At 67.9% G+C, this 19,767-nt stretch carries 22 protein-coding genes; 19 read left to right on the forward strand and 3 right to left on the reverse strand.

Going from position 1 to position 19,767, the window contains the following annotated elements:
• Positions 1-242 precede the first annotated feature (242 nt).
• From OG520_RS36700 to OG520_RS36740, 9 genes are all read left to right on the forward strand, one after another.
• Positions 243-1,742 carry a PepSY-associated TM helix domain-containing protein gene (locus tag OG520_RS36700; RefSeq protein ID WP_406015995.1) on the forward strand — a complete coding sequence of 500 codons (1,500 nt, stop codon included), beginning with the start codon at positions 243-245 and terminating at the stop codon, positions 1,740-1,742.
• Complete coding sequence (locus OG520_RS36705; protein WP_406015996.1) at positions 1,739-2,398, forward strand: DUF5134 domain-containing protein; 660 nt, start codon at positions 1,739-1,741, stop codon at positions 2,396-2,398. The genes OG520_RS36700 and OG520_RS36705 overlap by 4 nt, the downstream gene beginning before the upstream one ends.
• Positions 2,399-2,613: 215 nt before the next feature.
• On the forward strand, positions 2,614-2,817 hold the full coding sequence (locus OG520_RS36710) for a hypothetical protein (RefSeq protein ID WP_371800486.1): 204 nt from the start codon (positions 2,614-2,616) through the stop codon (positions 2,815-2,817).
• Positions 2,817-5,105: a heavy metal translocating P-type ATPase gene (locus tag OG520_RS36715; RefSeq protein ID WP_406015997.1), complete on the forward strand. Its 2,289-nt coding sequence runs from the start codon at positions 2,817-2,819 to the stop codon at positions 5,103-5,105. The genes OG520_RS36710 and OG520_RS36715 overlap by 1 nt, the downstream gene beginning before the upstream one ends.
• Positions 5,105-5,623 carry a copper chaperone PCu(A)C gene (locus OG520_RS36720; protein WP_406015998.1) on the forward strand — a complete coding sequence of 173 codons (519 nt, stop codon included), beginning with the start codon at positions 5,105-5,107 and terminating at the stop codon, positions 5,621-5,623. Before OG520_RS36715 ends, OG520_RS36720 begins: the two co-directional genes overlap by 1 nt.
• Positions 5,624-5,759: 136 nt before the next feature.
• Positions 5,760-6,515, forward strand: a complete 756-nt coding sequence (locus OG520_RS36725) for a hypothetical protein (protein ID WP_399337648.1) — start codon at positions 5,760-5,762, stop codon at positions 6,513-6,515.
• Between the two features lie 255 nt (positions 6,516-6,770).
• Positions 6,771-7,403 (forward strand): sigma-70 family RNA polymerase sigma factor, encoded by a 633-nt coding sequence (locus OG520_RS36730; RefSeq protein ID WP_406015999.1) that lies wholly within the window; start codon positions 6,771-6,773, stop codon positions 7,401-7,403.
• Positions 7,404-7,616: 213 nt separating this feature from the next.
• Positions 7,617-7,850, forward strand: coding sequence for a hypothetical protein (locus tag OG520_RS36735; RefSeq protein WP_406016000.1), 234 nt, complete (start codon positions 7,617-7,619; stop codon positions 7,848-7,850).
• Positions 7,851-8,281: 431 nt separating this feature from the next.
• Entirely contained in the window at positions 8,282-9,007 is a 726-nt protein-coding gene (locus tag OG520_RS36740) for a transposase (protein ID WP_406016001.1), read from the forward strand.
• 29 nt (positions 9,008-9,036) lie between these two features.
• Here the strand turns inward: OG520_RS36740 and OG520_RS36745 are convergent, their stop codons facing one another.
• A complete protein-coding gene (locus OG520_RS36745) occupies positions 9,037-9,375 on the reverse strand; it encodes an ankyrin repeat domain-containing protein (protein ID WP_406016002.1) in 339 nt (112 codons plus the stop codon).
• 1,288 nt (positions 9,376-10,663) lie between these two features.
• Here OG520_RS36745 and OG520_RS36750 point away from each other — a divergent pair.
• The 9 genes from OG520_RS36750 to OG520_RS36790 all read left to right on the forward strand — a co-directional run bounded on the left by OG520_RS36750 (position 10,664) and on the right by OG520_RS36790 (position 17,270).
• Positions 10,664-11,092 carry an Asp23/Gls24 family envelope stress response protein gene (locus tag OG520_RS36750; protein WP_406016003.1) on the forward strand — a complete coding sequence of 143 codons (429 nt, stop codon included), beginning with the start codon at positions 10,664-10,666 and terminating at the stop codon, positions 11,090-11,092.
• Between the two features lie 38 nt (positions 11,093-11,130).
• The gene (locus OG520_RS36755; RefSeq protein ID WP_406016004.1) at positions 11,131-11,334 is read left to right on the forward strand and encodes a hypothetical protein; all 204 of its coding nucleotides are present in this window, start codon (positions 11,131-11,133) and stop codon (positions 11,332-11,334) included.
• 275 nt (positions 11,335-11,609) lie between these two features.
• On the forward strand, positions 11,610-11,810 hold the full coding sequence (locus OG520_RS36760) for a hypothetical protein (protein WP_399331414.1): 201 nt from the start codon (positions 11,610-11,612) through the stop codon (positions 11,808-11,810).
• The gene (locus OG520_RS36765) at positions 11,807-12,484 is read left to right on the forward strand and encodes a DUF6286 domain-containing protein (RefSeq protein WP_406016005.1); all 678 of its coding nucleotides are present in this window, start codon (positions 11,807-11,809) and stop codon (positions 12,482-12,484) included. Before OG520_RS36760 ends, OG520_RS36765 begins: the two co-directional genes overlap by 4 nt.
• Positions 12,485-12,492: 8 nt before the next feature.
• Positions 12,493-13,089 (forward strand): alkaline shock response membrane anchor protein AmaP, encoded by a 597-nt coding sequence (gene amaP / locus OG520_RS36770; protein WP_399331419.1) that lies wholly within the window; start codon positions 12,493-12,495, stop codon positions 13,087-13,089.
• Positions 13,090-13,762: 673 nt separating this feature from the next.
• Positions 13,763-13,918 (forward strand): DUF6131 family protein, encoded by a 156-nt coding sequence (locus tag OG520_RS36775; protein WP_406016649.1) that lies wholly within the window; start codon positions 13,763-13,765, stop codon positions 13,916-13,918.
• A 112-nt stretch (positions 13,919-14,030) separates the two neighbouring features.
• Positions 14,031-14,477 (forward strand): SRPBCC family protein, encoded by a 447-nt coding sequence (locus OG520_RS36780; RefSeq protein ID WP_406016006.1) that lies wholly within the window; start codon positions 14,031-14,033, stop codon positions 14,475-14,477.
• Between the two features lie 957 nt (positions 14,478-15,434).
• Positions 15,435-16,202 carry a histone protein gene (locus tag OG520_RS36785; RefSeq protein WP_406016007.1) on the forward strand — a complete coding sequence of 256 codons (768 nt, stop codon included), beginning with the start codon at positions 15,435-15,437 and terminating at the stop codon, positions 16,200-16,202.
• A gap of 6 nt (positions 16,203-16,208) precedes the next feature.
• Complete coding sequence (locus OG520_RS36790; protein WP_406016008.1) at positions 16,209-17,270, forward strand: SRPBCC family protein; 1,062 nt, start codon at positions 16,209-16,211, stop codon at positions 17,268-17,270.
• 631 nt (positions 17,271-17,901) lie between these two features.
• Here the strand turns inward: OG520_RS36790 and OG520_RS36795 are convergent.
• The gene (locus OG520_RS36795) at positions 17,902-18,393 is read right to left on the reverse strand and encodes an FAD-dependent oxidoreductase (protein WP_406016650.1); all 492 of its coding nucleotides are present in this window, start codon (positions 18,391-18,393) and stop codon (positions 17,902-17,904) included.
• On the opposite strand from OG520_RS36795, the gene OG520_RS36800 reads away from it, so the two are divergent.
• Positions 18,280-19,532 (forward strand): IS3 family transposase gene (locus OG520_RS36800; protein ID WP_406016009.1). Its coding sequence is split into 2 segments (ribosomal slippage): positions 18,280-18,562 and positions 18,562-19,532, totalling 1,254 coding nucleotides; the frame shifts between segments, so codons are not numbered across the junction. The genes OG520_RS36795 and OG520_RS36800 overlap by 114 nt on opposite strands.
• A gap of 48 nt (positions 19,533-19,580) precedes the next feature.
• Here the strand turns inward: OG520_RS36800 and OG520_RS36805 are convergent.
• Positions 19,581-19,736, reverse strand: coding sequence for a DUF6131 family protein (locus OG520_RS36805; protein WP_356478460.1), 156 nt, complete (start codon positions 19,734-19,736; stop codon positions 19,581-19,583).
• Positions 19,737-19,767 lie beyond the last annotated feature (31 nt).

The raw sequence follows: 19,767 nt of genomic DNA on the forward strand, positions 1-19,767 counted from the left end.
TGATCAAGTGAGGCACCTTGAGGCGCTGTTGCAGGAGTCGGGCGCAGGGGCGGAGAAGTTCCCGGCGATCGGGACGTGCCATGCGGTGACGGCGATGGCCAGGCCCGTCCGGGCGCGCAGCGGCACCCCACACCCTCTGTGACCTATATGACGCCATGCGTGCGGGAACTCACGCCCCTCTCGCTCCGACTCCTGTACGTGCACCTCACCGTCCCCACCGGTCCACGCATGAGGAAGAGTCGATGACCGAGACCACGCCTGCCGCGCCACCACCGCTCCGGCAACACCAGACCGAGGAGGCCACCCCGCCCGAGGACTTCGCCACGCCCACGCCGAGAAACGGCGGCGGCACCTGGAGCGGGCTGCGGCCCCTCCTACTGCGCCTGCACTTCTACGCGGGCGTCCTCATCGGCCCATTCCTGCTCGTCGCAGCCGTGACCGGACTGCTCTACACGGCGACCCCACAGATCGAGTCCGTCGTCTACCGCCACGAGTTGAAGGTCACCCCGCACGGCGAGCCGAAACCGCTCGCAGTTCAGGTGGAATCCGCCCGCGAGGCGATACCCAGCGGGCGGCTCGTCTCCGTCACCAAGGGCGCGGGCGACAGCGATACGACCCGGGTCACCTTCAACGTCAAGGGACTGCCCGACGGCTACACACAGACCGCCTTCGTCAATCCGTACGACGCGGAGGTGCGCGGCACACTGCGCACCTTCGGCGAGTGGCTGCCCGTGCGGGCCTGGTTCGACAGCCTGCACCGCACCCTGCACCTCGGCGAATTCGGCCGCAACTACAGCGAGATCGCCGCGAGCTGGCTGTGGGTCGAGGTACTGGGCGGGCTCGCCCTGTGGCTCGCGGCGCCGCGCGGCCGGGAGCGGTTGCGCAAGCTGTTCGTGCCGCGCCGGGGCCCGAAGGGACGCAAGCGCACGCTGTCATGGCACGGGGCCGCGGGGCTGTGGGTGTCGGCCGGTTTCCTCGCGCTCTCGGCAACCGGACTGACCTGGTCGGCGCACGCGGGCGTGAACATCGGCAAGATCCAGGACTCGTTGGGCGGGGCGACGCCTTCCGTCTCCTCGGCCCTCGGCCAGGGCGGGCGGGGCAGCGGCTCCGCGGGGGCGGACGCGGGGGAATCCTCCGCGGGGACCTCCGCCACGCGGATCGATCTCGACGAGGCCGTCCGCATCGCCCGTTCCGAGGGTCTGCGCGGCAAGCTCGTCATCAGCCCGCCCGCGGACAACAAGAGCGCGTACATCGTCAAGGAGAACACGCGGCACTGGCCGGAGCAGCAGGACTCGGTCGCGATCGACCCGGCCACCGGCAAGGTCATGGACAAGCTGGTCTTCGACGACTTCCCCGTCCTCGCCAAGCTCACACGCTGGGGCATCGACGCCCACATGGGACTGCTCTTCGGTCTCGCCAACCAGATCGCTCTCGCGGTCATCGCCCTCGCACTCATCGGAATGCTCTTCTGGGGCTACCGCATGTGGTGGCTGCGCAGGCCCACCCGGGCGGGCGGGACGCGGTTCGGCCGCCCGCCGGCGCGGGGAGCCTGGCGCCGAGTGCCGGGCAGGGTCATGGCACCGCTCGCCGTCGTGAGCGCCTTACTCGCCTACTACCTGCCGCTGTTCGGACTTCCCCTGGCCTGCTTCCTCCTCGGAGACCTGGCAGTCGCGCAGGTACGCCGACGCCGACGCACGCGCACCGAGGCGCGAGCCGAGACACCGAAGGAGATGGCCCGATGATCGCCGCCACCGGGCTGCGCTGGATTCTGACGCTGCTCTTCTGCGCACTCGCCGCCTACGGTCTGTGGCGCGCCTTCGCGGCCCGCTCCCACCCGTGGACCGCACGGCTCGCGCACGGTCTGCACGCGGTGATGGCCCTCGCCATGTTCGCGATGGCCTGGTCCTGGGGCATGGACCTGCCCGGCACGCCACAGGTGATCTTCTTCTCCGCCGCCGCGGCCTGGTTCGTGCTGGCCGCCCTCGCGCTGCCGAACGGCCCCAAACCTCGGCTGCGAGCCCTAGCGAGCACACTGCCGCACACCGTGATGACCGGCGCCATGGCGTGGATGGTCGCCGCGATGTCGTCAGGCATGTCCATGGGAGCGATGGACGCGGGCCAAGCGCACGACATGCCCGGGATGGACATGTCGGCCCCGGGAGCACTCGCGACGATGACGCTCAGCGGCACCGGCGACCGCTGGACCGCGGGCCTGCTCGCGCTCGTGCTGCTGGCCCTCGCACTGTGGTGGCTCGCGAAGGGCTTCGACACGGGCCGCCTCGCGCCATGCACAACGGGCGGCGCGGCCTCGGGCGGCGCGGTACACGCCGCTCGGGACGTGGGCTGTCACGGGCTGATGGCGCTGGGGATGGCGGTGATGTTCGTCGTGATGGTGTGAGTCGTTGGGTTCGACGGCGACTGCACGGCCCTCGGGCTCGTCGGGTCCCCGCGTCGGGCGTGCCCCGGAACCATGATTCCTCTGGGGCACGCGTGACACATGCCCGATATGTGACGCACACCACCCGGGCCCGGGGGAACTCGCGGCCCGGGGCGGCCGACCTCTGGTGCGTACGACTCGCACTCTCGCCCGGAGCCTGCCTCATGGACCACTCGGTGACGACTTACACCCAACGGCGTTCCGCCCCTGCCCCGTACGCACTGCTCGGGGGGTTCCTGCTTCTGCTCGCCGCGCTCTTCGCCGTCTCGTACGGAGTGGGGCATCTCGCCGGGCCCGCCGCCCCCGACATGCGCGGGGTCCCGCACCCGGACGAAGAAGGCTCGCACGACATGGGTGGCATGAGTGGGATGGGCCACTGATGAGCCGGGAAACGGCCCCGCGCACCCTCGCCACGACGGATCTGATCGTCGGCGGCATGACGTGCGCGGCCTGCGTGCGCAGGGTCGAGAAGAAGCTCGGCGCACTGGAAGGTGTCCGCGCCACCGTCAATCTCGCGACCGGTACCGCCCATGTCGAGCATCCGGCGGACCTTGGCACGGACGCGCTCGTCGCCGCCGTCGAACGAGGCGGGTACACCGCCCGTCTCCCCTCGCCGCCCGCGTCCGGCGAGGACCGGGAGGCCACGGCGACCGAGCCCGGTGTCCCGCAGCGGCTCCTGGTGACCGCGCTCCTCGCCCTCCCCGTCCTTGTCCTGTCGATGGCGCCCTCGCTCCAGTTCCGCAACTGGCAGTGGCTGTGCTTCGTACTCGCCGCACCCGTCGCCTGCTGGAGCGCGTGGCCCTTCCACGAGCGGGCCTGGCGCGGGGCGCGGCACGGCGCGGCGACGATGGACACGCTCGTCTCGCTGGGCGTCCTCGCCTCCTTCGGCTGGTCCTCGTACGCGCTCTTCCTCGGGGGCGCCGGCGCCCCCGGCATGCGGATGCCCTTCGCACTGCTGCCCACGGCGTCGGACGGGATGGCGCACGTCTATCTCGAAGCGGCGGTCGGTGTCCCGCTCTTCGTCCTCCTCGGCCGCCATCTGGAGTCCCGCGCCCGGCGCGGCACCTCGGCCGCCCTGCGTGCGCTCGCCGAGCTCGGCGTGAAGGAAGTGACGGTGCGGGACGGAGCCGTGGAGCGGACCATTCCGGCCGCGCGTCTCGCCGCGGGCCAGGTCTTCCTCGTACGGCCCGGGGAGCGCGTCGCGACGGACGGCGAGGTCGTGGAGGGCACGTCCGCCGTGGATCTGTCTCTCGTCACCGGTGAGACCCGGCCCATGGAGGTCGCGGCCGGCTCCGCCGTCACGGGTGGCTCGGTCAACGCGGGCGGGCTCCTGCTCGTACGCGCGACGGCCGTCGGCGCCGACACTCAGCTCGCCCGCATCACGGCCCTCGTCACCGAGGCCCAGGCCGGGAAGGCTCGCGCCCAGCGGCTCGCCGACACCGTGGCCGGGGTCTTCGTGCCTGTCGTGCTCGCCCTCGCCGTCACCGTGCTCGGCTTCTGGCTCGGCGCGGACGCGGATCCGCAGCCCGCCTTCACCGCCTGTGTTGCCGTCCTTGTCGTCGCCTGCCCCTGCGCACTCGGGCTCGCGACCCCCACCGCCCTCATGGCCGCCACCGGCCGAGGTGCCCAACTGGGCATCCTGATCAAGGGACCCCAGGCACTCGAAGCCCTCCGGCAGATCGACACCGTCGTGCTCGACAAGACCGGCACCCTCACCTCCGGCCACCTCACCGTCGCCGCCCTCACCACACGTACGGAAGGCCCCGGCGCGAAGGAGGTACTGCGGCTCGCGGCAACCGTCGAGACCGGCTCCGAGCATCCGCTCGGCCGGGCCCTCGTACGCCACGCCGAGCGCTCCCTCGGGGAAGGCGCCGTACGGCCGGGCGCACTCAGCGGCTTCGCCGCGACACCCGGAAACGGCGTACGCGGACACGTGGACGGGCGGCTCGTCGAGATCGGTGTCCCCGAGGACGAACTGCCCGAGGAACTGGGCGCGGCCCTCACCACCGCCCTGCAAGCCGCCCACACCCCTGTCCTGGTCCGTGTCGACGGGCGGCCCGCCGCCGTCCTCGCGCTCGGCGACGTCGTACGCCCCGGCAGCTACCACGCCGTGGACCGGCTCCGCCGCCTCGGCGTGCGCCCCGTCCTCGCCACCGGCGACCAGGAGGAGTCCGCGCGAGCCGTCGCCACCGCACTCGGCATCGACGAGACGTACGCCCGTTGCACCCCCGAGCGCAAAGCGGAGCTCGTCCGTACGCTGCGCGCCGAAGGGAAGAGGGTCGCGGTCGTCGGGGACGGCGTCAACGACGCGGCGGCGCTCGCCGGGGCCGACCTCGGCATCGCCATGGGCACCGGCACGGACGTCGCCATCGGCGCCGCCGATGTCACCCTCGTCCGCGACGACATCGAAGCCCTCGCCGACGCCGTACGCCTTGCCCGCCGCACTCTCGCCACCATTCGCGGCAACCTGCTGTGGGCCTTCGGCTACAACGTCGTCACCCTCCCACTCGCCATGGTGGGCCTGCTCAACCCGATGCTCGCCGCCGCCGCGATGTCCCTCAGTTCGGTCCTCGTCGTCCTCGGCAGCCTCCGCCTGCGCCACTGGCAGCCGACTCCTGCAGCAGCCGCCGCACGGCGCCGGCGCCCCTCACCGAGGGCGGCCTTCTGATGTCCGCTCTCTCCGCACTTCTGCGCACATCGTTCACCGCCGTCGGCGTTCCCGTCCTCGCCTGCGGCATCGCGCTCGCCGGGCTCGGTGCCTGGACGGCGAGCGGACGCGCCGGGAGCCCGCCTCACGTGGCCGTCACGAAGGCGTACGTCTACCAGTCGTTCGGCTCGACGCCGGAGACCGCCGCCTTCTTCACCCTCACCAACGACGGGGGCTCCGCCGACCGGCTCGTGCACATCGCCTCGACCGATACGGTCGCACCGCCCAGGCTGAGCGAACACCACATGACGTCTTCCGGGGGCGCCTACCGGCAGCCGGTGGACTCCGTCACGGTCCCGGCAGAGGACGGGCTCACCATGACCCCGCACGGAATCGACGTGACGGTACGGCCGAAGGGAACATGGCGGCCCGGCGAAGAGGTCTCCTTCACGCTCCGCTTCGCGCAGGGAAAGCCCCTGAAGATCCGGGCGGTGGTCGTGCGGCCCGGCGCGCAGACCGACCGCCTGCCTCGCCCGTAGCGCCGTGCACCGCACCATCGCCTTCTCCAGTCGCGTATGCCAGAACTCCGCCGCCGCATCCGCTTTTCCGATATGGGCGACAAGCCGGACACCCTGTCATGTTGCTTGGCTTCCCGCGATGGGAGGATGAGGCGCCATGGATGCGGGGCCGGTCGGACGCGCGGTGAGGGCGGCGATGTTCGCCGTCGTCTCGGTCACGCTCGCCGCGACCGGGCACGTCCTCATGTCCGAGGCCCCGATTCCCTTCTGGGTGCTCGCCGCCGGCTTCTTCGCGCTCGCGGTTCCCGGCTGGTGGTTCGCCGCCCGCGAGCGCGGCCCCTGGCTGGTCACGGTCCTCGCCGTCGCAACCCAGGGCGCGCTGCACAACGCCTTCGCCGCCGCGCAGCCCGCGCTCGGAGCCACCGGAGGCGCGGCTGCCGAGGCCGTCACCGGGGCGGGCACAGCGTCCGCGGGCTCCATGAGCGGCATGGAGCACATGGCGGGCATGCACCACTCGCCCGCGAACGGCGCGATGGCGGGCATGGAGCACATGGCCGGTATGAGTCATGCGTCCTCCACGAGCCACATGGGCCACATGGGCATGAGCTCGATGACCCACGCCGGCCACGACATGGCCGGGATGTCGTCCACGGGCATGCTCGTCGCACACCTTCTCGCCGCCGTCATCTGCGGCGTGTGGCTGGCCCGAGGCGAACGCGCCGCCTTCCAGGTTCTGCGCGCGGTCGCAGGCTGGCTGCTCGCGCCTCTCCACCCCCCTCTCACAGCGCCGTTGCCCGTCCCGCGCCGCCGCTTGCGAGCTCGCCGGGGTCTGAGCGACCGGCCGACGCCGGGCCTGCGGTGTGCCCGAGCGCGGGACCGGCGCGGGCCGCCTGGGGTGTCCGCCGCGTTCTGAGGATGCGGCAGGCATTCCGGAGGACATAGACCCCTGACCCACGACCGGTCGCCGACCGGCGCGCAGCCATACCCGCGTGCAGGGGGAGTCCTCCGGCACACTCGGCCCCGAAAGGCCCGGGTGCCCCATTCACCGGAAACCCGGACCGTTCCGTACGCCGTCCCGCGCGCCGTAACCGCAGTCGCTGCACGCGCGATTCCGCGCCGTGACCGGACTCCCGGGTGCCGGACCGATCCGTGAAGGACACCCTTGGCGATGAACACCACCCTGCCCGCTCCGCGCGGGCCACAGCACGCCACCGCCGTCCCGCGAGACAGGATGGCCGAGGACACCGCCTCGACCGGCTGGGCGCTCGCCGCCCGTACCGGGGACCGTGAGGCCGCCGATGCCTTCGTCCGGGCCCTGCACCGCGACGTCGTGCGGTACGTGGCCCACCTGTCCGCCGATCCGCAGTCGGCCGAGGACCTCGCGCAGGACACGTTTCTGCGGGCGCTGCGCACGCTGCACCGCTTCGAGGGCCGCTCCTCGGCCCGCACCTGGCTCCTCACCATCGCCCGCCGCGCCGTCGTCGACGACTTCCGCAGGGCCGCCGCGCGCCCCCTGCTCGCCGACACCCACGACTGGCGTGCGAGCGTCGAACGCGCCCAACCGACCGGGCTGCCCGGCTTCGAGGACGGGGTGGCGCTACAGGAGCTCCTGGCCGCGCTTCCCCACGACCGCCGCCAGGCGTTCGTGCTCACCCAGTTGCTCGGGTTCTCCTATGCGGAGGCCGCCCATGTGACGGGCTGCCCGATCGGCACCGTCCGCTCCCGGGTGGCCCGTGCGCGTACCGCCCTGACCGCGGAACTGGAGCGCGGCGAAGCGGAGGCCGTGCCTCAGGCCGCGTGACGTATGCCGGGGCCGCACCTGTCCGGTGCGGCCCCGGCTCATACGCGCGCGAGGCGCGCCCCCTTGGGTAGTCGGCTCCGAACCGTCCGCAGTTCCCTGGTTACGCGGAGAGATGACGCACGCGTCGCGTCGGTCTGACAGCGCGCGTACGCGGGTATATCGGCCCTGTTCAAGGCCGCCGTGGAGAAGGCGGCCCCGGTGGAAGGTGCCCTGATGACCCTCGACGCACAAGTCCCCGACCTCACCTCCCTCGAACCCGTCGCCACGTTCTGCGGGAACTGCGACTGCGGCTGCCCCCAGCTCTTCGTGGATCCCTCCGCGAGCGAGGACCGCCGCATCGTCCTCACCGACGACTTCGGCCAGCGCGTCCAGATGAGCGCGACCCAGTTCGCCGACCTCGTCACCGAGGCGAAGGCCGGCAGGCTGGACGCGGTGACTCCCGCCTGAAGACCGACGCCGGGACCGACCGCCCGCGCGATCCGGCGGTATTTGTGCCACTTGGGGCGGCGAACGGCGGTCAACATGGGTCGCAGGTGCCGGGCCGACGTCGCCGCGGACCGCAGCGCCATTTGTGCGTGAGCGATGTGTGAGCGGACGTTCCGGCGCAGCCCGGTTTTGTCGGGAACACGCCGCACTGCTTGGGCTGTCCGAAGAGGCTGTTCCGGATGAAGTAACAGGGTCCGGCACCACTCACCCCCACTGCCCAGGACTTGTAATGCGTGGGTTGTCGGTTCGAAACGGGAGATCAGGCGCGGCAGTTCCGCCCACGCTGACCTCTCCGAGGAGCGGCTCACCTCCGCTCGCGCGGAGAGCACCCTGAACCTCGCGGCAGCCGTCACAAACAGCAGAGCGCCGGGTCCGGATCCGGGTCCGGGAGGATGCCGAATCTGATCACCGACGTGCACACCACCGACGCGACCGTGCCCGACGTGAAGGCGACCGCTCCCATCCAGCAGAGCCTCGCGGAGCACGGCGTGAAACCGGCCGAGCACTACCTCGACTCCGGCTACCCGTCGGCCGACCTGATCACCAAGGCCACGCAGGACGGTATCCGCATGGTCACTCCGGTCCTTCTGGACCACTCCGCGCAGGCCAAGGCGGCCGAAGGCTTCGACAAGAACGCCTTCACCATCAACTGGAAGACCCGCCAGGTCCGCTGCCCCGCCGGGAGGATCAGCTCCCACTGGAACCCCGTCCAGCAACACGGCACAGACGCCATCGTGGTCACCTTCAGCGTCCTGACCTGCCGCGACTGCCCCTTCCAGAAGCAGTGCACCACCTCGAAGACCGGCCGTCGCATGCTCACCCTCAGGCCCGAAGAACTCCACGACAACCTCGCCAGAGCCCGCGCCGAGCGGAAGACCGACACCTGGAAGAACAAGTACGCCCTCCGGGCCGGCGTCGAGGGCACCATCAACCAGGCCCTCGACATCACCGGCATCCGCCGGGCCCGCTACCGCGGCCTACCGAAAGTCCGCCTCCAACACGCCTTCTCCGCCACCGCGCTCAACGTGATCCGGCTCGACGCCCATTGGACCACCGGGCCACTCGACCGCGCCCGCCACAGCAGGCTCGAACGACTCAGCTACCAACTCTCCGCCTGACGAATTACGCAGCAGAGTCGAGACCGTCTTCAAAGACTGATCTTGGTGTCCCCACGGGTGAGCCAGGCTTCGAAGAGAGCGTCAGCAAGCCAGTGCCTGTTGACGAAGGCCAGGTGATGGGCAGACACTCCGGTCCCACCGTGTGAACGACGTGTGGGATCTGCACCTTGGGACAGCAGGAAGCACGTGGCATCCACGTGGAGGGGATCCCCGGTCTGGACGTGTCCGTCAATCTCTCCGTCGACGGCCCGGTGCAGGAGGGTGAATCCGTTGTACTCCTCGTGGATGTCAGCTCCTGCCGCCAAGAGGTCGCGCAGTTCCTCCAGCCGGTCCTTTTCGACAGCCAGGTGCGTCGGTGGCATCTCCATTACTGCACCTCCCCTTCAGCGGAGATCATCTCAGGTCATGGCCTTGGAACGAGATGAGAGTAACCGGCCACTTCCGCGGACCTGCCGCGCTCTCAGGCAGAGGAACCTGGGGAATTACGTGACTTACCCCTGGGGAATTACGCGATCGTCCACAGGCCCGTCTCCGCCGGCACCTCGTCCACAAGCGACTGAGGAAACGCCTGCGTCAGCACCCCGACCGCGACCCGGTCCGACAACCGCTCACCAAATGACTTCAGCTGACCCGCTCTTGGCATACCAACAACAACGACCGAATTCCCCTAAGTTACCGGTATTGAGGTTAGGCCGCGGTTTCTGCGATGAGGACGGCGGCGGTTACCGGGCCCGAGGTGTCACTAGTGGCTGCGTCGGCTACCGCCGCCCGGACGGCGAGGGCTACTTCCAGCGGATGGTACCCGGGAGCGACCGCAAGCTGGACCTCGATGTGCCGGCCTGGTGGATGGTCATGTTGCTCCACTTTGACCGGGCGGCTTCCCAGTACGGCGGTGAGGCGGGCCACGCCCGGAACAGCCGCTGCGACATCGGCCAGCTCCGCGATGGGGCCCCGCATGGGTCCCGTTCCGGTCGTTGGGAGCGAGCTTTGCGCAGCTGCAGCCTCCGGCGGGGGCCCCATGGCGTTCTCTGCGGTCTGGGGCCTGACGCCTCTCTGCGGGCCCTCTTGGAGATCCGTGACGCGCAGATCAACTGTCTCAGTGGCTAGGCCGAGCCTTTCAATGGCCACGTTGAGCAATGCGCTCCTCAACTGCTCCGCGCTGCGGGGCAGTGGCTGTCCCATGAATGCGGTGAATGTGGCCTCGATCCTGAGCGGGCCAGGTGGCAGCGCGCTGGCCGGCGGACGGACGGACGGCTCGGACACGGGGCCGAGCGATGCCGGTCCGATGCGCAGGCTTTCCAGCCAAACGCCGGGAATCTCGGCGGCCCTGCGCCCAAGGGCCCGGACGGCCGCTTGCTCGGTGATCCACGTCCCGTCGTCAGGCCCGCCGAGAGGGAGCAGCCGACCCAGGTCCAGATGGCGCCGTACTGCCTGCATCCATGCCTCGGTTTTCACCGGACTCTCACCCGCTTCCATGGCCGCGGTTCTCTTCCTCCCGCGTTGCGCCCCGATTCCGCAGGAGCTCTGGGGAGGGGCACTTCCTACCACTCGTTGAACCGCTCCGTCTCATGGCTCACACTCTGATAGATACCACTAAAACGAATATAATCCTGTTAAAGAGTGCCTTGGTGATCTCCTTCAGGGAGGAATAGCCCGATGACTGAGAACACCGGCGGAAAGCACGGCCGTGCGCCCGGCTCTCGCGGTCGGACGACCATTGCCGACGTGGTGGTAGAGAAGCTCGCCGGAATGGCGGCACGCGATGTGCTCGGCGTCCATGCTCTGGGTAGTGGATTCGCACGCTCGATGGGATCCATGCGGGAGCGGGTGCCCGGCGCAGGTAGCGGCAAGTCCGTCACGCGCGGGGTCAGTGTCGAGGTGGGAGAGGTGCAGGCGGCCATTGATCTGGAGATCGTCGTCGACTATGGCGTCTCCATCACGGACGTGGCCAGTGACGTGCGCGAGAACGTGATCTCCGCAGTGGAGCGGATGGCGGGCCTGGAAGTCGTGGAAGTCAACATCGCGGTCAGCGATGTGAAGCTGCCCGACGAGGAGGACGAAGGGGAGCAGCAGCGGGTCCAGTAGCCAAGGGGGAGCAGCCCGCTTGAGTGAAGGAGCGCGTGATGAGCAAGGCTGTGGTCGGCTTGATTGCCGGAATGGCACTGGGCTTCGCCGGGTACTTCGGTGGCTTCTGGGCCTTCTTGCTGGTGCTGGTACTGGGCGCCGTCGGACTTGTCGCCGGGCGCTTGATGGAAGGTGATCTCGAGCCCGGTGACTTCATCCGTCGCCGCCGTGACGACCACCAGCGGGCGCGCGACAGCCGGTGACAGGCTCAGGGAGACTGACGGCAGTGACCAGTGACGTCGATCGTCGTCCGGGCGTTCCTCGCAGAGAGCGGGGTGCGACCACCGTCTCCGACCATGTCGTCGCGAAGATCGCATCCCACGTGGCCCGCGAGGCGCTGAGCCGGTTCACCGATTCGGCCCGCCGTGTACCGCCCGGCCGCCGGACGCCACGCGTGACGACGTCTGTGCGGCGGGCATCGGAGCGGAATGAGCATGCCGCAGGACGAGGCGGCGATCCCACCAATGACCGTCCGGACATGCTCGGCGAAGTACGGATGCGCATCGCCGTGGAGCTGGGCTACCCGTCCGACATCGGGGCTCAGTGCTCTGCGGTGCGCCGCGAGGTCATCGAGCAGCTCAGGACATGGGCCGGCATGGACGTGTCCGAACTCACGGTGTCGGTCGAGAGGCTGCACTCGGTGCACTCGCGGCATAGAGACCGGGAGAGAGTGAGATGAGCGCGAACACCTGGCGGCAGCCGACCGGCGATGGCGACATTCCCTCCGGTACGGGACAGGCATCATCCGCAGGTACCCCCACTGGGGGCGCGACAGTAGCGGTCCACGAATCGCGCCGGTCGGCGCGCCGCTTCTGGTCCGCGCGACGGATTCCCGCAGCCATTGTGGCGCTGCTGTCCGTCGCAGGCATTGGGCTGCTCCTGTACGACGTGGTCTCGGTCTGGGCAGACCGGCCCGGGATGAGCTGGCGACGGCGGCTCGCCGAGGAACTGGCCACACGACCGCTGCATGACATCTGGATGACCGTCGGGGCCGCAGTCGCGATGGCCCTTGGCCTGTGGTTTTTCCTGCTGGCGGTGACGCCGGGACTGCGCAGAGTGATACCCATGCGGCAGCCCACCGGAATCCCCAGAACAGAGGAGGTCCACGCCGGGCTCGACCGCCACGCAGCCGCACTGAATCTGCGCGACCGGGCCGTACGGGTGTCCGGTGTGCAATCGGCACGGGTCGATTTCGGCCGCCGGAAAGTCAAAGCCCGGGCACAGGCACATTTCCGCGATCTCAACGAGGTCCACGCGGATCTGGACGCCGCGCTGAGCGAAGCCGTAACGAACTTGGGTCTCGCCCGGAAGCCCACGCTGGACGTGCGCGTCCGGCGCCCGAAGAAAGGGTGAGGTGTCCCATGCTCAAGGCAGTGAACCGGGTGTTGCTGGGACTGCTAGGCCTTGGACTGTTCGCCCTGGGCGGCGGCGTGCTGCTCGGTGGGCTGGATCTGCAGCGCCACTGGGGGTTCCACATGCCGGGCTGGTGGCCCTTCCGAGGCCCGGAGGATGTCGTGCTGGGCACCTGGGGACGCGCCCGGTGGCGGGAGGAGGACTGGTGGTGGCCGGCCGTCATCGCGGTGCTCGTCGTGCTTCTCGCGCTGCTGCTTTGGTGGCTTCTGGCGCAGCTGCGCAGACACCGGCTGGGCCAGGTCCTCATCGAGAGCGAAGGCGACGCGGCGGCCCGACTCAATGGCCGTGCGCTGGAGGACGCAATCGAGGAAGAGGCGCAGGTGCTGGATGGGATCTCGCAGGCTCATGTGCGGCTGACGGGTCGGCGTGCTGCTCCGGCCGCACGAGTACGGCTGTTGCTCAAGCCTCACGCAGAACCGGCGCGGACTCTGGAGCAACTGAGCGGGGAAACGCTCGCACACGCACGGGACTCGGCAGGCCTGGACCGCCTCCCGTCGGAGGTCCGGCTCCGGGAAGTCCGCCACCGCGCCCGCCGCGTCGACTAGGTGTTCTGTCCACGGGGGTTGGTGAGGGCTATCGCACGGGTGTGGTGATCTTGAACGAGTGAGGGCCTTCTGGTTCGGTGTGGATTGCGATATCTCCACCTGCAGGACGCTCTCGTGCTCTCATGCGGGGCTGCCAAACGAGCGGTGTAGCTCACATAGTTGAGGTTTCTGGCGGGCTGCTGAGAGACGGCCTGCCTTCGAGGGTCATGTCGAAGGCGTTCATTGCGCGCTTCAGTGCGGCCTTCGTTGGGGAAGGACCGCGGGCCTTGACCGCCCGGCAGAGGCTTCTGCCGCTGGCGCACGGTCTTCGGCTCGAACGCCGCTTTCACGGTCCCCGGGCACCGTGGTCTTCATGGGGCCGAAATGTCGGTCAGTACCGTCTTGGAGCGGGTTCCGCTACGAGAGATGCCGCCATAGAGCTTCGTGCAGACGGGGCCATACCCCTCGATTTGAGCCGCGCCTTCAGGATGATTGTCGGAAGCTGATGAGTCGCGTCATGGCGTCGCTGGTGACGAGCGCTCGGGCGATGACGGCCATGCGGAAGCACGGGATGCGCCTGTCCTCGTGACATAGCCTTTTCCTTGGTCTGGTGGACGAGCGCCTCGCGCGGTCTGCATCGCCGTGCATACGTGTGAGGCGCATACTAAAAAGACCTGGGAGAACGGAGGATGCCCTGATCATCCTCGGCGTCATTCTGCTGGTCATCGGTCTGGTGGCCGGCATATCGATCCTGTGGACCGTCGGTATCGTGCTCGTCGCGATCGGTATCGTCCTTTGGATCCTGGGTGTCGTCGGGCATGCGGTGGGCGGTAAACGGCACTACTGGTAGTGCCGTTTACTCCGGATCCCCGTGCACGCGGCCACTGTGATGTCCAGCGGCGGCTGTGATCCCGACGTGCTCCGATGCCGCGTGCTATTCAGCGTCCCGGATGGGAGCACACATGGCTGTACGTCATCAGCTCATCGCCCGGGAACCGTCCGTGCTCTGGGCGGTTCTGGAGGACGAGAGCCGTTACGCGGACTGGGTGGTGGGGACCTTGGACTCCGCCCCGGGCAACGGGTGTTGGCCGGAAGTCGGATCGTCGATCAAATACACGGCGCGTGTGGGGCCGAAGGAGTTCCACGGAAACACGACGGTCCGTCGTCTCGACGCTCCGCGCGCACTGGAACTCGAAGTGCACGGCGGGCCGTTGGGCACGGCACGGATCGCTTTCGATATCCGGCCGTGGGGCGAAAAGACCTTGGTCATTCTCGACGAGCATCCGCTGCGCGGCCTGGGAGGGAGTCTCCACAACACAGTTGTCGACGCCTTTGCACAGATCCGGCACCGCAGCATGCTGCGACGACTTGCGGAAGTCGTCGAAGGGATGCCCCAGGGCACGGGGTGAGCGACAGGCTGAGAGGACCAGCCCCAACTGCTGGTCAGCTGACTGGGGCCCGTAGCTCAGCGAGATGCTCGGCTGGGGTTGACCAGTCGAGCGTCCTTCGTGGACGGCTGTTGAGTTCGCAGACCAACACCTCCAGGTGCTTAGGAGTGTGGGACGAGAGGTCAATGTCCCTGGGGAAATGCTGTCGCAGCAGGCCGTTGGTGTTCTTCTTCGAGCCGCCGCCCGGGTCTAGCCGTATAGCGGAAGTAGACCGAATATCTGTGGACTTGGTGCACGGCTGGTGGGCCGCCATCTCTATGCCCTGGTCACAGGGCAGGGAACGCCAAAGACGCGGCGGAAGAGATTGGACGGTCGAGGCGAAAGCGTTACGTGTGGCCAGGAAACCGTGGTCACGCGGCAGATGAAGGATGGGCTCGTGCCGTCGTCCGCTACACCCCTAAATCATCGATCCCCACAGCAGCCACCCTCCCCGGCTGATGCGCCCGCTAGCTCCGCTCAAGGTGCGAGGCGCCCGATACCGATCAGACTTGAATGCATGGCAGAAGAACGACAGCCCCGCGGCGAAGGCCACGATTTCGGAAACGCGGCGGAGCGATTTGGAAGTGCGCACCGCGAACACGTCAAGCGGCGTATCGCGGGCCTGCTGCCTTGTTGCAACTTCGTTGCCGCTGCAGGCACTCACGTTGAGGCCGCCGGAGTCTGGCCATGGGACTGATCACGGGACTGCTCACGCTCCCCATCTCGCCGGTCCGCGGTCTGGTCGGGGCGGCGGAAGCTCAGCGACGCTGCCGAGCCGCGAACTGCACGACTCGGGAGTACTCCGTGCCCAGCTGGCTGTACTGAACCGGGAAACTGAAGGCGGACATATCGGCACGGAGGGATTTCGAATCGGGAAGAGGAAAGGCTACTCGACCGGCTAGGTCGGCCCCGCACCGAACGATCGAAGGTGACGCACTCATGGATGACACAGCCAAGGTGACCCTCGCGGCCGCAGTAGTGGGCGGCTATCTGCTGGGCCGGACGAAAAAGGGCCGGCTGGCCCTGACCGTTGCAACGTACCTGGCAGGGAGGCGATTCGGCCTAGAACCCCGACAGCTTGCCGCCGAAGGGATGCGCAGACTAGGAGAGATTCCCCAGTTCGCCGAGCTGCAGGAGCAGCTGAAAGGGGAAGTCTTCGACGCAGGCCGTAAGGCAGTGGCCGCCGCCGCCGACCGGGGCATGAGTTCGCTGGCCGACGCCATCAGCGACCGTACGGCCCGGCTCGGTGAGAAGCAGGATGAGGGGGAGGAAGAGGGGGACGAGGAGGAGTACGAGCTGGAAGAGGGAGGCGCGGAGTACGAGGGAGAGGAGGAACCGGAAGAGGAAGGGGAAGAGGAAGAGGGAGAGGAAGAGCCGGAGGACGAGTACGAAGAGGGCCAGGCTGAGGAAGAGGAGGAGCAGCCAGAAGAGGAATACGAGGAGGAAGAGGAAGAGCCGGAGGCGAGGCAGCCGAAGCAGCGCCGCAGTTCTCGCCCATCAGCCCAGCCCAGAGGAGGCGCGGCACGCAAGAAGGCCGCTCCTGCCCATGGAGAGAAGCCTCGGACGGCCAAGAAGTCTGCCGCCCGGAAGGCGGCCCCGGCAAAGAAGACGGCTGCGAAGAAGACTGCTCCGGCCAAGAAGTCCGCCGCCCGGAAGACGACGTCGTCGAAGCGAGCAGCGTCCAAGCGCGCCGATCGTCGGAGGTAGCCAGTCATGACCAGGACGGAAACAGACCAGCCCACGGCACAAATGTCGGGTGCGGACCGACTTCGCGAAGAGGCGTCCAACTTCCTCAGTGCACAGGTGGAGAGGCTCGCCGAGAAGGCGGGCGACAAATTGACCGATGTCACTGGGCAGCTCACCGATGTGGCCGAGAGCGGATCGCTTCCTGCGATCGGCTCCCGTATTCTCCAGGGCGATTCCCCGCTGAAGGCATTCGTCGGAGAGAAAGCCAAGGGCGTCAAGGACAATGTCGTGGGGAAGGTCAAGGAAGCGTTCGGCGGCGGAAAGGGGAAACGCAAGTCGAGCGGCGGCAAGGTCATGAACATTATCGAGGTTCTCGATGTGGGAGTGCCCCTGCGTGTCGCGTACGACCACTGGACGCAGTATGACCAGTTCAGCAGCTTCGCGAAGGGCGTTCGCGACGTCTCGAAGAGCGATGAGATGTCCAGTGACTGGAAGGTCAAAGTCGGCCCTTCCTCGCGCGGCTTCAAAGCGACTGTCCAGGAACAGATTCCCGACGACCGCATCGTTTGGACGTCCGAGGGAGCCAAGGGAACTACCCGTGGTGCGGTCAGTTTCCATGAGCTGGCACCCAGCCTGACTCGAATCGTCCTGGTCGTGGAGTACTACCCGTCCGGGTTCTTCGAGAAGACGGGCAACCTGTGGCGTGCCCAAGGGCGCCGAATGCGACTCGACTTCAAGCACTTCCAGCGATACGTCACCCTCGCCCAGGAAGAGCCCGAGGGCTGGCGCGGTGAAATCCGGGACGGTGAGGTCGTCGTTTCCCACGAAGACGCCATGGAAGAAGAGGCCGCAGAGCAGGAGGACGCACAAGGCGAGGAGCCCGAGGACGAGGACTACGAGGAGGAGCCCGAGGACGAAGACTACGAGCCCGAGGACGAAGACTACGAGCCCGAGGACGAAGACTACGAGGACGAGGACGAGGACGAGGACGAAGAAGAAGGCGAAGAAGAAGGCGAATACGAAGAAGAAGGGGAAGAAGGAGAGGACGAGGACGTAACCCCCTCAGGGGGGCGGGGACGACAGAGGTGACGCCGTGACTGGTGTCAGGTAGGGGCCTAGCCGTTTCGGGGCCGCAGACCACCAAGCTTGTCGGGCCGCGGCCTATCCAGATGGGTCGTGATCCGCCGCAGGACTTTGCGCGGCTTGGGCATCGGCCGGTGCGGCGGGGCGGGACTGCGGGCTGCCGGAGCAGACGGATGTGCCGGCTGACGGCACTGAGACCGCCTCGAAATCCCTGGTCGCGGACTTCACGTTTGGCTGGCTGGCGTTGTGACAGCCCCCAGCGAACCTCTTGTAGATGTACGGCTTGAAGTCGTCCAGCAGAGTCCGGCGGGAGGTGACCTTGACCAGCAGATCGTCGGCATCTGAAATTCTGGCATGGCGTCGGACTGCGTAGTCGAGATGCAAATCCCGGCTGATTCCACGCAACGAGCATCCCTGGGTGAGGAGTTCGTACACGGCCTGGTGCCGTTCGCGGATACCAGGGACGATGCGGCGCGGACGACCGTCGACGTCCGTGGTTCCGTCCGAGGCCCGGTCAGGAAGGATGCGTCGAGCCCTGCCTGCCGTGCGGCCTCTGCCTCGTCCCTGACCGCATCAATGTGCTGCGGATCCCGTGTGTAGGTGTAGGCGCGTGAGTGCTCCAGGTCAGCGTCGGTGTTCAGTTCGGCGCAGAGAGTGACCGTCCGGTCGAGCGCGTCCTGTTCTCATAGCGCGTACAGCCGGCGCCGCTGGTGCCGTGCTTCGCTTCCAACTGCGCGTTCACCAAGCCATGCGCAGCCGCCAGCATGGCGGTGATGTATCCGGTCACGCCTGCGGTGATCCGGTCCGCCTCCAGGACAACAACGTCCACACCGGCCCGGACCAGCTCCCATGAGGTGCAGAGGCCGGCGCTGCTGCCGCCGATGACTGCGACGTCTGCGGCCAGGTCGGTGCTGGGGGGCGGATAGTCGGTACGCGGCGTGGTGGCGATCCAGTACGCCTCGTCATGAACCGTTCCGGGTTCGATAGAGACTCGATTCCGTGAAAGGATTGAGTCATGGCACGTCCCTCCTCCTATCCCGTTGAGCTGCGCAAACGAGCGGTCCGTATGGTCGCCGAGGTCCGTGGTGACTACCCAAACGAGTCGGCCGCTCTGCGGGCGGTCGCCCAGAAGCTGGGCATCGGTTCGGCCGAGACCCTGCGGAACTGGGTGAAGCGCGACGAGGTCGACTCCGGGAAGCGTCCGGGGACGACCACGGAGGAGTCCGCGCAGATCAAGGCGATGAAGAAGGAGATCGCCGAGCTGAAGCGGGCGAACGACATCTTGAAGGCGGCGGCGTCTTTCTTCGCGGCCGAGCTCGACCGGCCACACACACGCTCGTAGCGTTCATCGACGAGCACCCGGCCCGCTTCGGCGGTGTCGAGCCGATCTGCCGCGTGCTCACCGAGCACGATTGCAAGATCGCCCCTTCCACCTATTACGCCCACCGCAAGCGCCTCCAGGCCCCGTCCGCCCGCACTGTCCGCGACGCCGAGCTGAAGCCGCTCATCCAGCAGATCTTCGAGGGCAACTACCGTGTCTACGGGGCCAGGAAGGTCTGGCGTGAGCTGCACCGCCAGGGCCACGTCGTGGCCCGGTGCACCGTCGAGCGCCTCATGCGCGAGCTCGGCGTCACCGGTGCCGTCCGCGGAAAGAAGATCATCACCACGATCCCGGACAGTTCCGTCGAGCGGGCACCGGACCTGCTGGACCGCAACTTCGTCGCGCCGGCCCCGAACCGCTGCTGGGTTGCCGACTTCACCCACATCAGCACCTGGTCAGGAGTGGTATACGTCGCCTTCGTCGTGGACACCTTCTCCCGCCGGATCGTCGGCTGGTCCGCCGCCACGTCGAAGCAGACCACGCTCGTCCTGGACGCCCTGGACATGGCTCTGTGGCAACGCGACCGCGACGAACACCCGCACCGAGCAGGCGAGTTGATACATCACTCCGATGCCGGGTCGCAATATACGAGTTTCCGGCTCGCCGAGCACCTGGACGCCGCCGGCATCGCGGCCTCGATCGGCTCGGTCGGTGACGCCTACGACAACGCCCTCATGGAGTCCACGATCGGCCTGTTCAAGACCGAACTGATCAAGCCCGGACGGCCCTGGCGAACGCTTTCCCAGGTTGAACTCGCCACCGCCGAGTGGATCGACTGGTACTGCCACCGTCGGCTCCACGGTGAAATAGGGCACATCCCCCCCGCCGAATACGAGACCAACTACTACCGCGCAACCACCAAACCCCAGGTCACAACCACAATCTGAAGTCTCTATCGAACCCGGAACGGTTCAGAGTGGCGAGACTCTGCCGGGCTACCAGTAGTGCCTTCGACCAGCGACCGCGTGCCCCAGCGACCCCAAGATCCACAAGACAACCCCGATAGCCGCGAGAACTATCCCGATTGTCCACAGTATGGAGATCCCGGTCACGAAGCCGACGACAAGCAAAATGATTCCGAGAATGATCACAGCGTTCTCCGATCTCGGACATGCCCTCTCT

The sequence above is a fragment of the Streptomyces sp. NBC_00984 genome (assembly GCF_045162475.1).
In the GTDB taxonomy this organism is placed as follows: Bacteria; Actinomycetota; Actinomycetes; order Streptomycetales; family Streptomycetaceae; genus Streptomyces.

Coding starts and splice junctions, on each gene's coding strand:
- OG520_RS36725 (WP_399337648.1), top strand. CDS start 5,760: ATGGATGCGGGGCCGGTCGGACGCGCGGTGAGGGCGGCGATGTTCGCC.
- OG520_RS36735 (WP_406016000.1), top strand. CDS start 7,617: ATGACCCTCGACGCACAAGTCCCCGACCTCACCTCCCTCGAACCCGTC.
- OG520_RS36750 (WP_406016003.1), top strand. CDS start 10,664: ATGACTGAGAACACCGGCGGAAAGCACGGCCGTGCGCCCGGCTCTCGC.
- amaP (WP_399331419.1), top strand. CDS start 12,493: ATGCTCAAGGCAGTGAACCGGGTGTTGCTGGGACTGCTAGGCCTTGGA.
- OG520_RS36785 (WP_406016007.1), top strand. CDS start 15,435: ATGGATGACACAGCCAAGGTGACCCTCGCGGCCGCAGTAGTGGGCGGC.
- OG520_RS36745 (WP_406016002.1), bottom strand. CDS start 9,375: ATGGAGATGCCACCGACGCACCTGGCTGTCGAAAAGGACCGGCTGGAG.
- OG520_RS36700 (WP_406015995.1), top strand. CDS start 243: ATGACCGAGACCACGCCTGCCGCGCCACCACCGCTCCGGCAACACCAG.
- OG520_RS36780 (WP_406016006.1), top strand. CDS start 14,031: ATGGCTGTACGTCATCAGCTCATCGCCCGGGAACCGTCCGTGCTCTGG.
- OG520_RS36715 (WP_406015997.1), top strand. CDS start 2,817: ATGAGCCGGGAAACGGCCCCGCGCACCCTCGCCACGACGGATCTGATC.
- OG520_RS36740 (WP_406016001.1), top strand. CDS start 8,282: ATGCCGAATCTGATCACCGACGTGCACACCACCGACGCGACCGTGCCC.
- OG520_RS36760 (WP_399331414.1), top strand. CDS start 11,610: ATGCTCGGCGAAGTACGGATGCGCATCGCCGTGGAGCTGGGCTACCCG.
- OG520_RS36720 (WP_406015998.1), top strand. CDS start 5,105: ATGTCCGCTCTCTCCGCACTTCTGCGCACATCGTTCACCGCCGTCGGC.
- OG520_RS36705 (WP_406015996.1), top strand. CDS start 1,739: ATGATCGCCGCCACCGGGCTGCGCTGGATTCTGACGCTGCTCTTCTGC.
- OG520_RS36755 (WP_406016004.1), top strand. CDS start 11,131: ATGAGCAAGGCTGTGGTCGGCTTGATTGCCGGAATGGCACTGGGCTTC.
- OG520_RS36765 (WP_406016005.1), top strand. CDS start 11,807: ATGAGCGCGAACACCTGGCGGCAGCCGACCGGCGATGGCGACATTCCC.
- OG520_RS36730 (WP_406015999.1), top strand. CDS start 6,771: ATGAACACCACCCTGCCCGCTCCGCGCGGGCCACAGCACGCCACCGCC.
- OG520_RS36790 (WP_406016008.1), top strand. CDS start 16,209: ATGACCAGGACGGAAACAGACCAGCCCACGGCACAAATGTCGGGTGCG.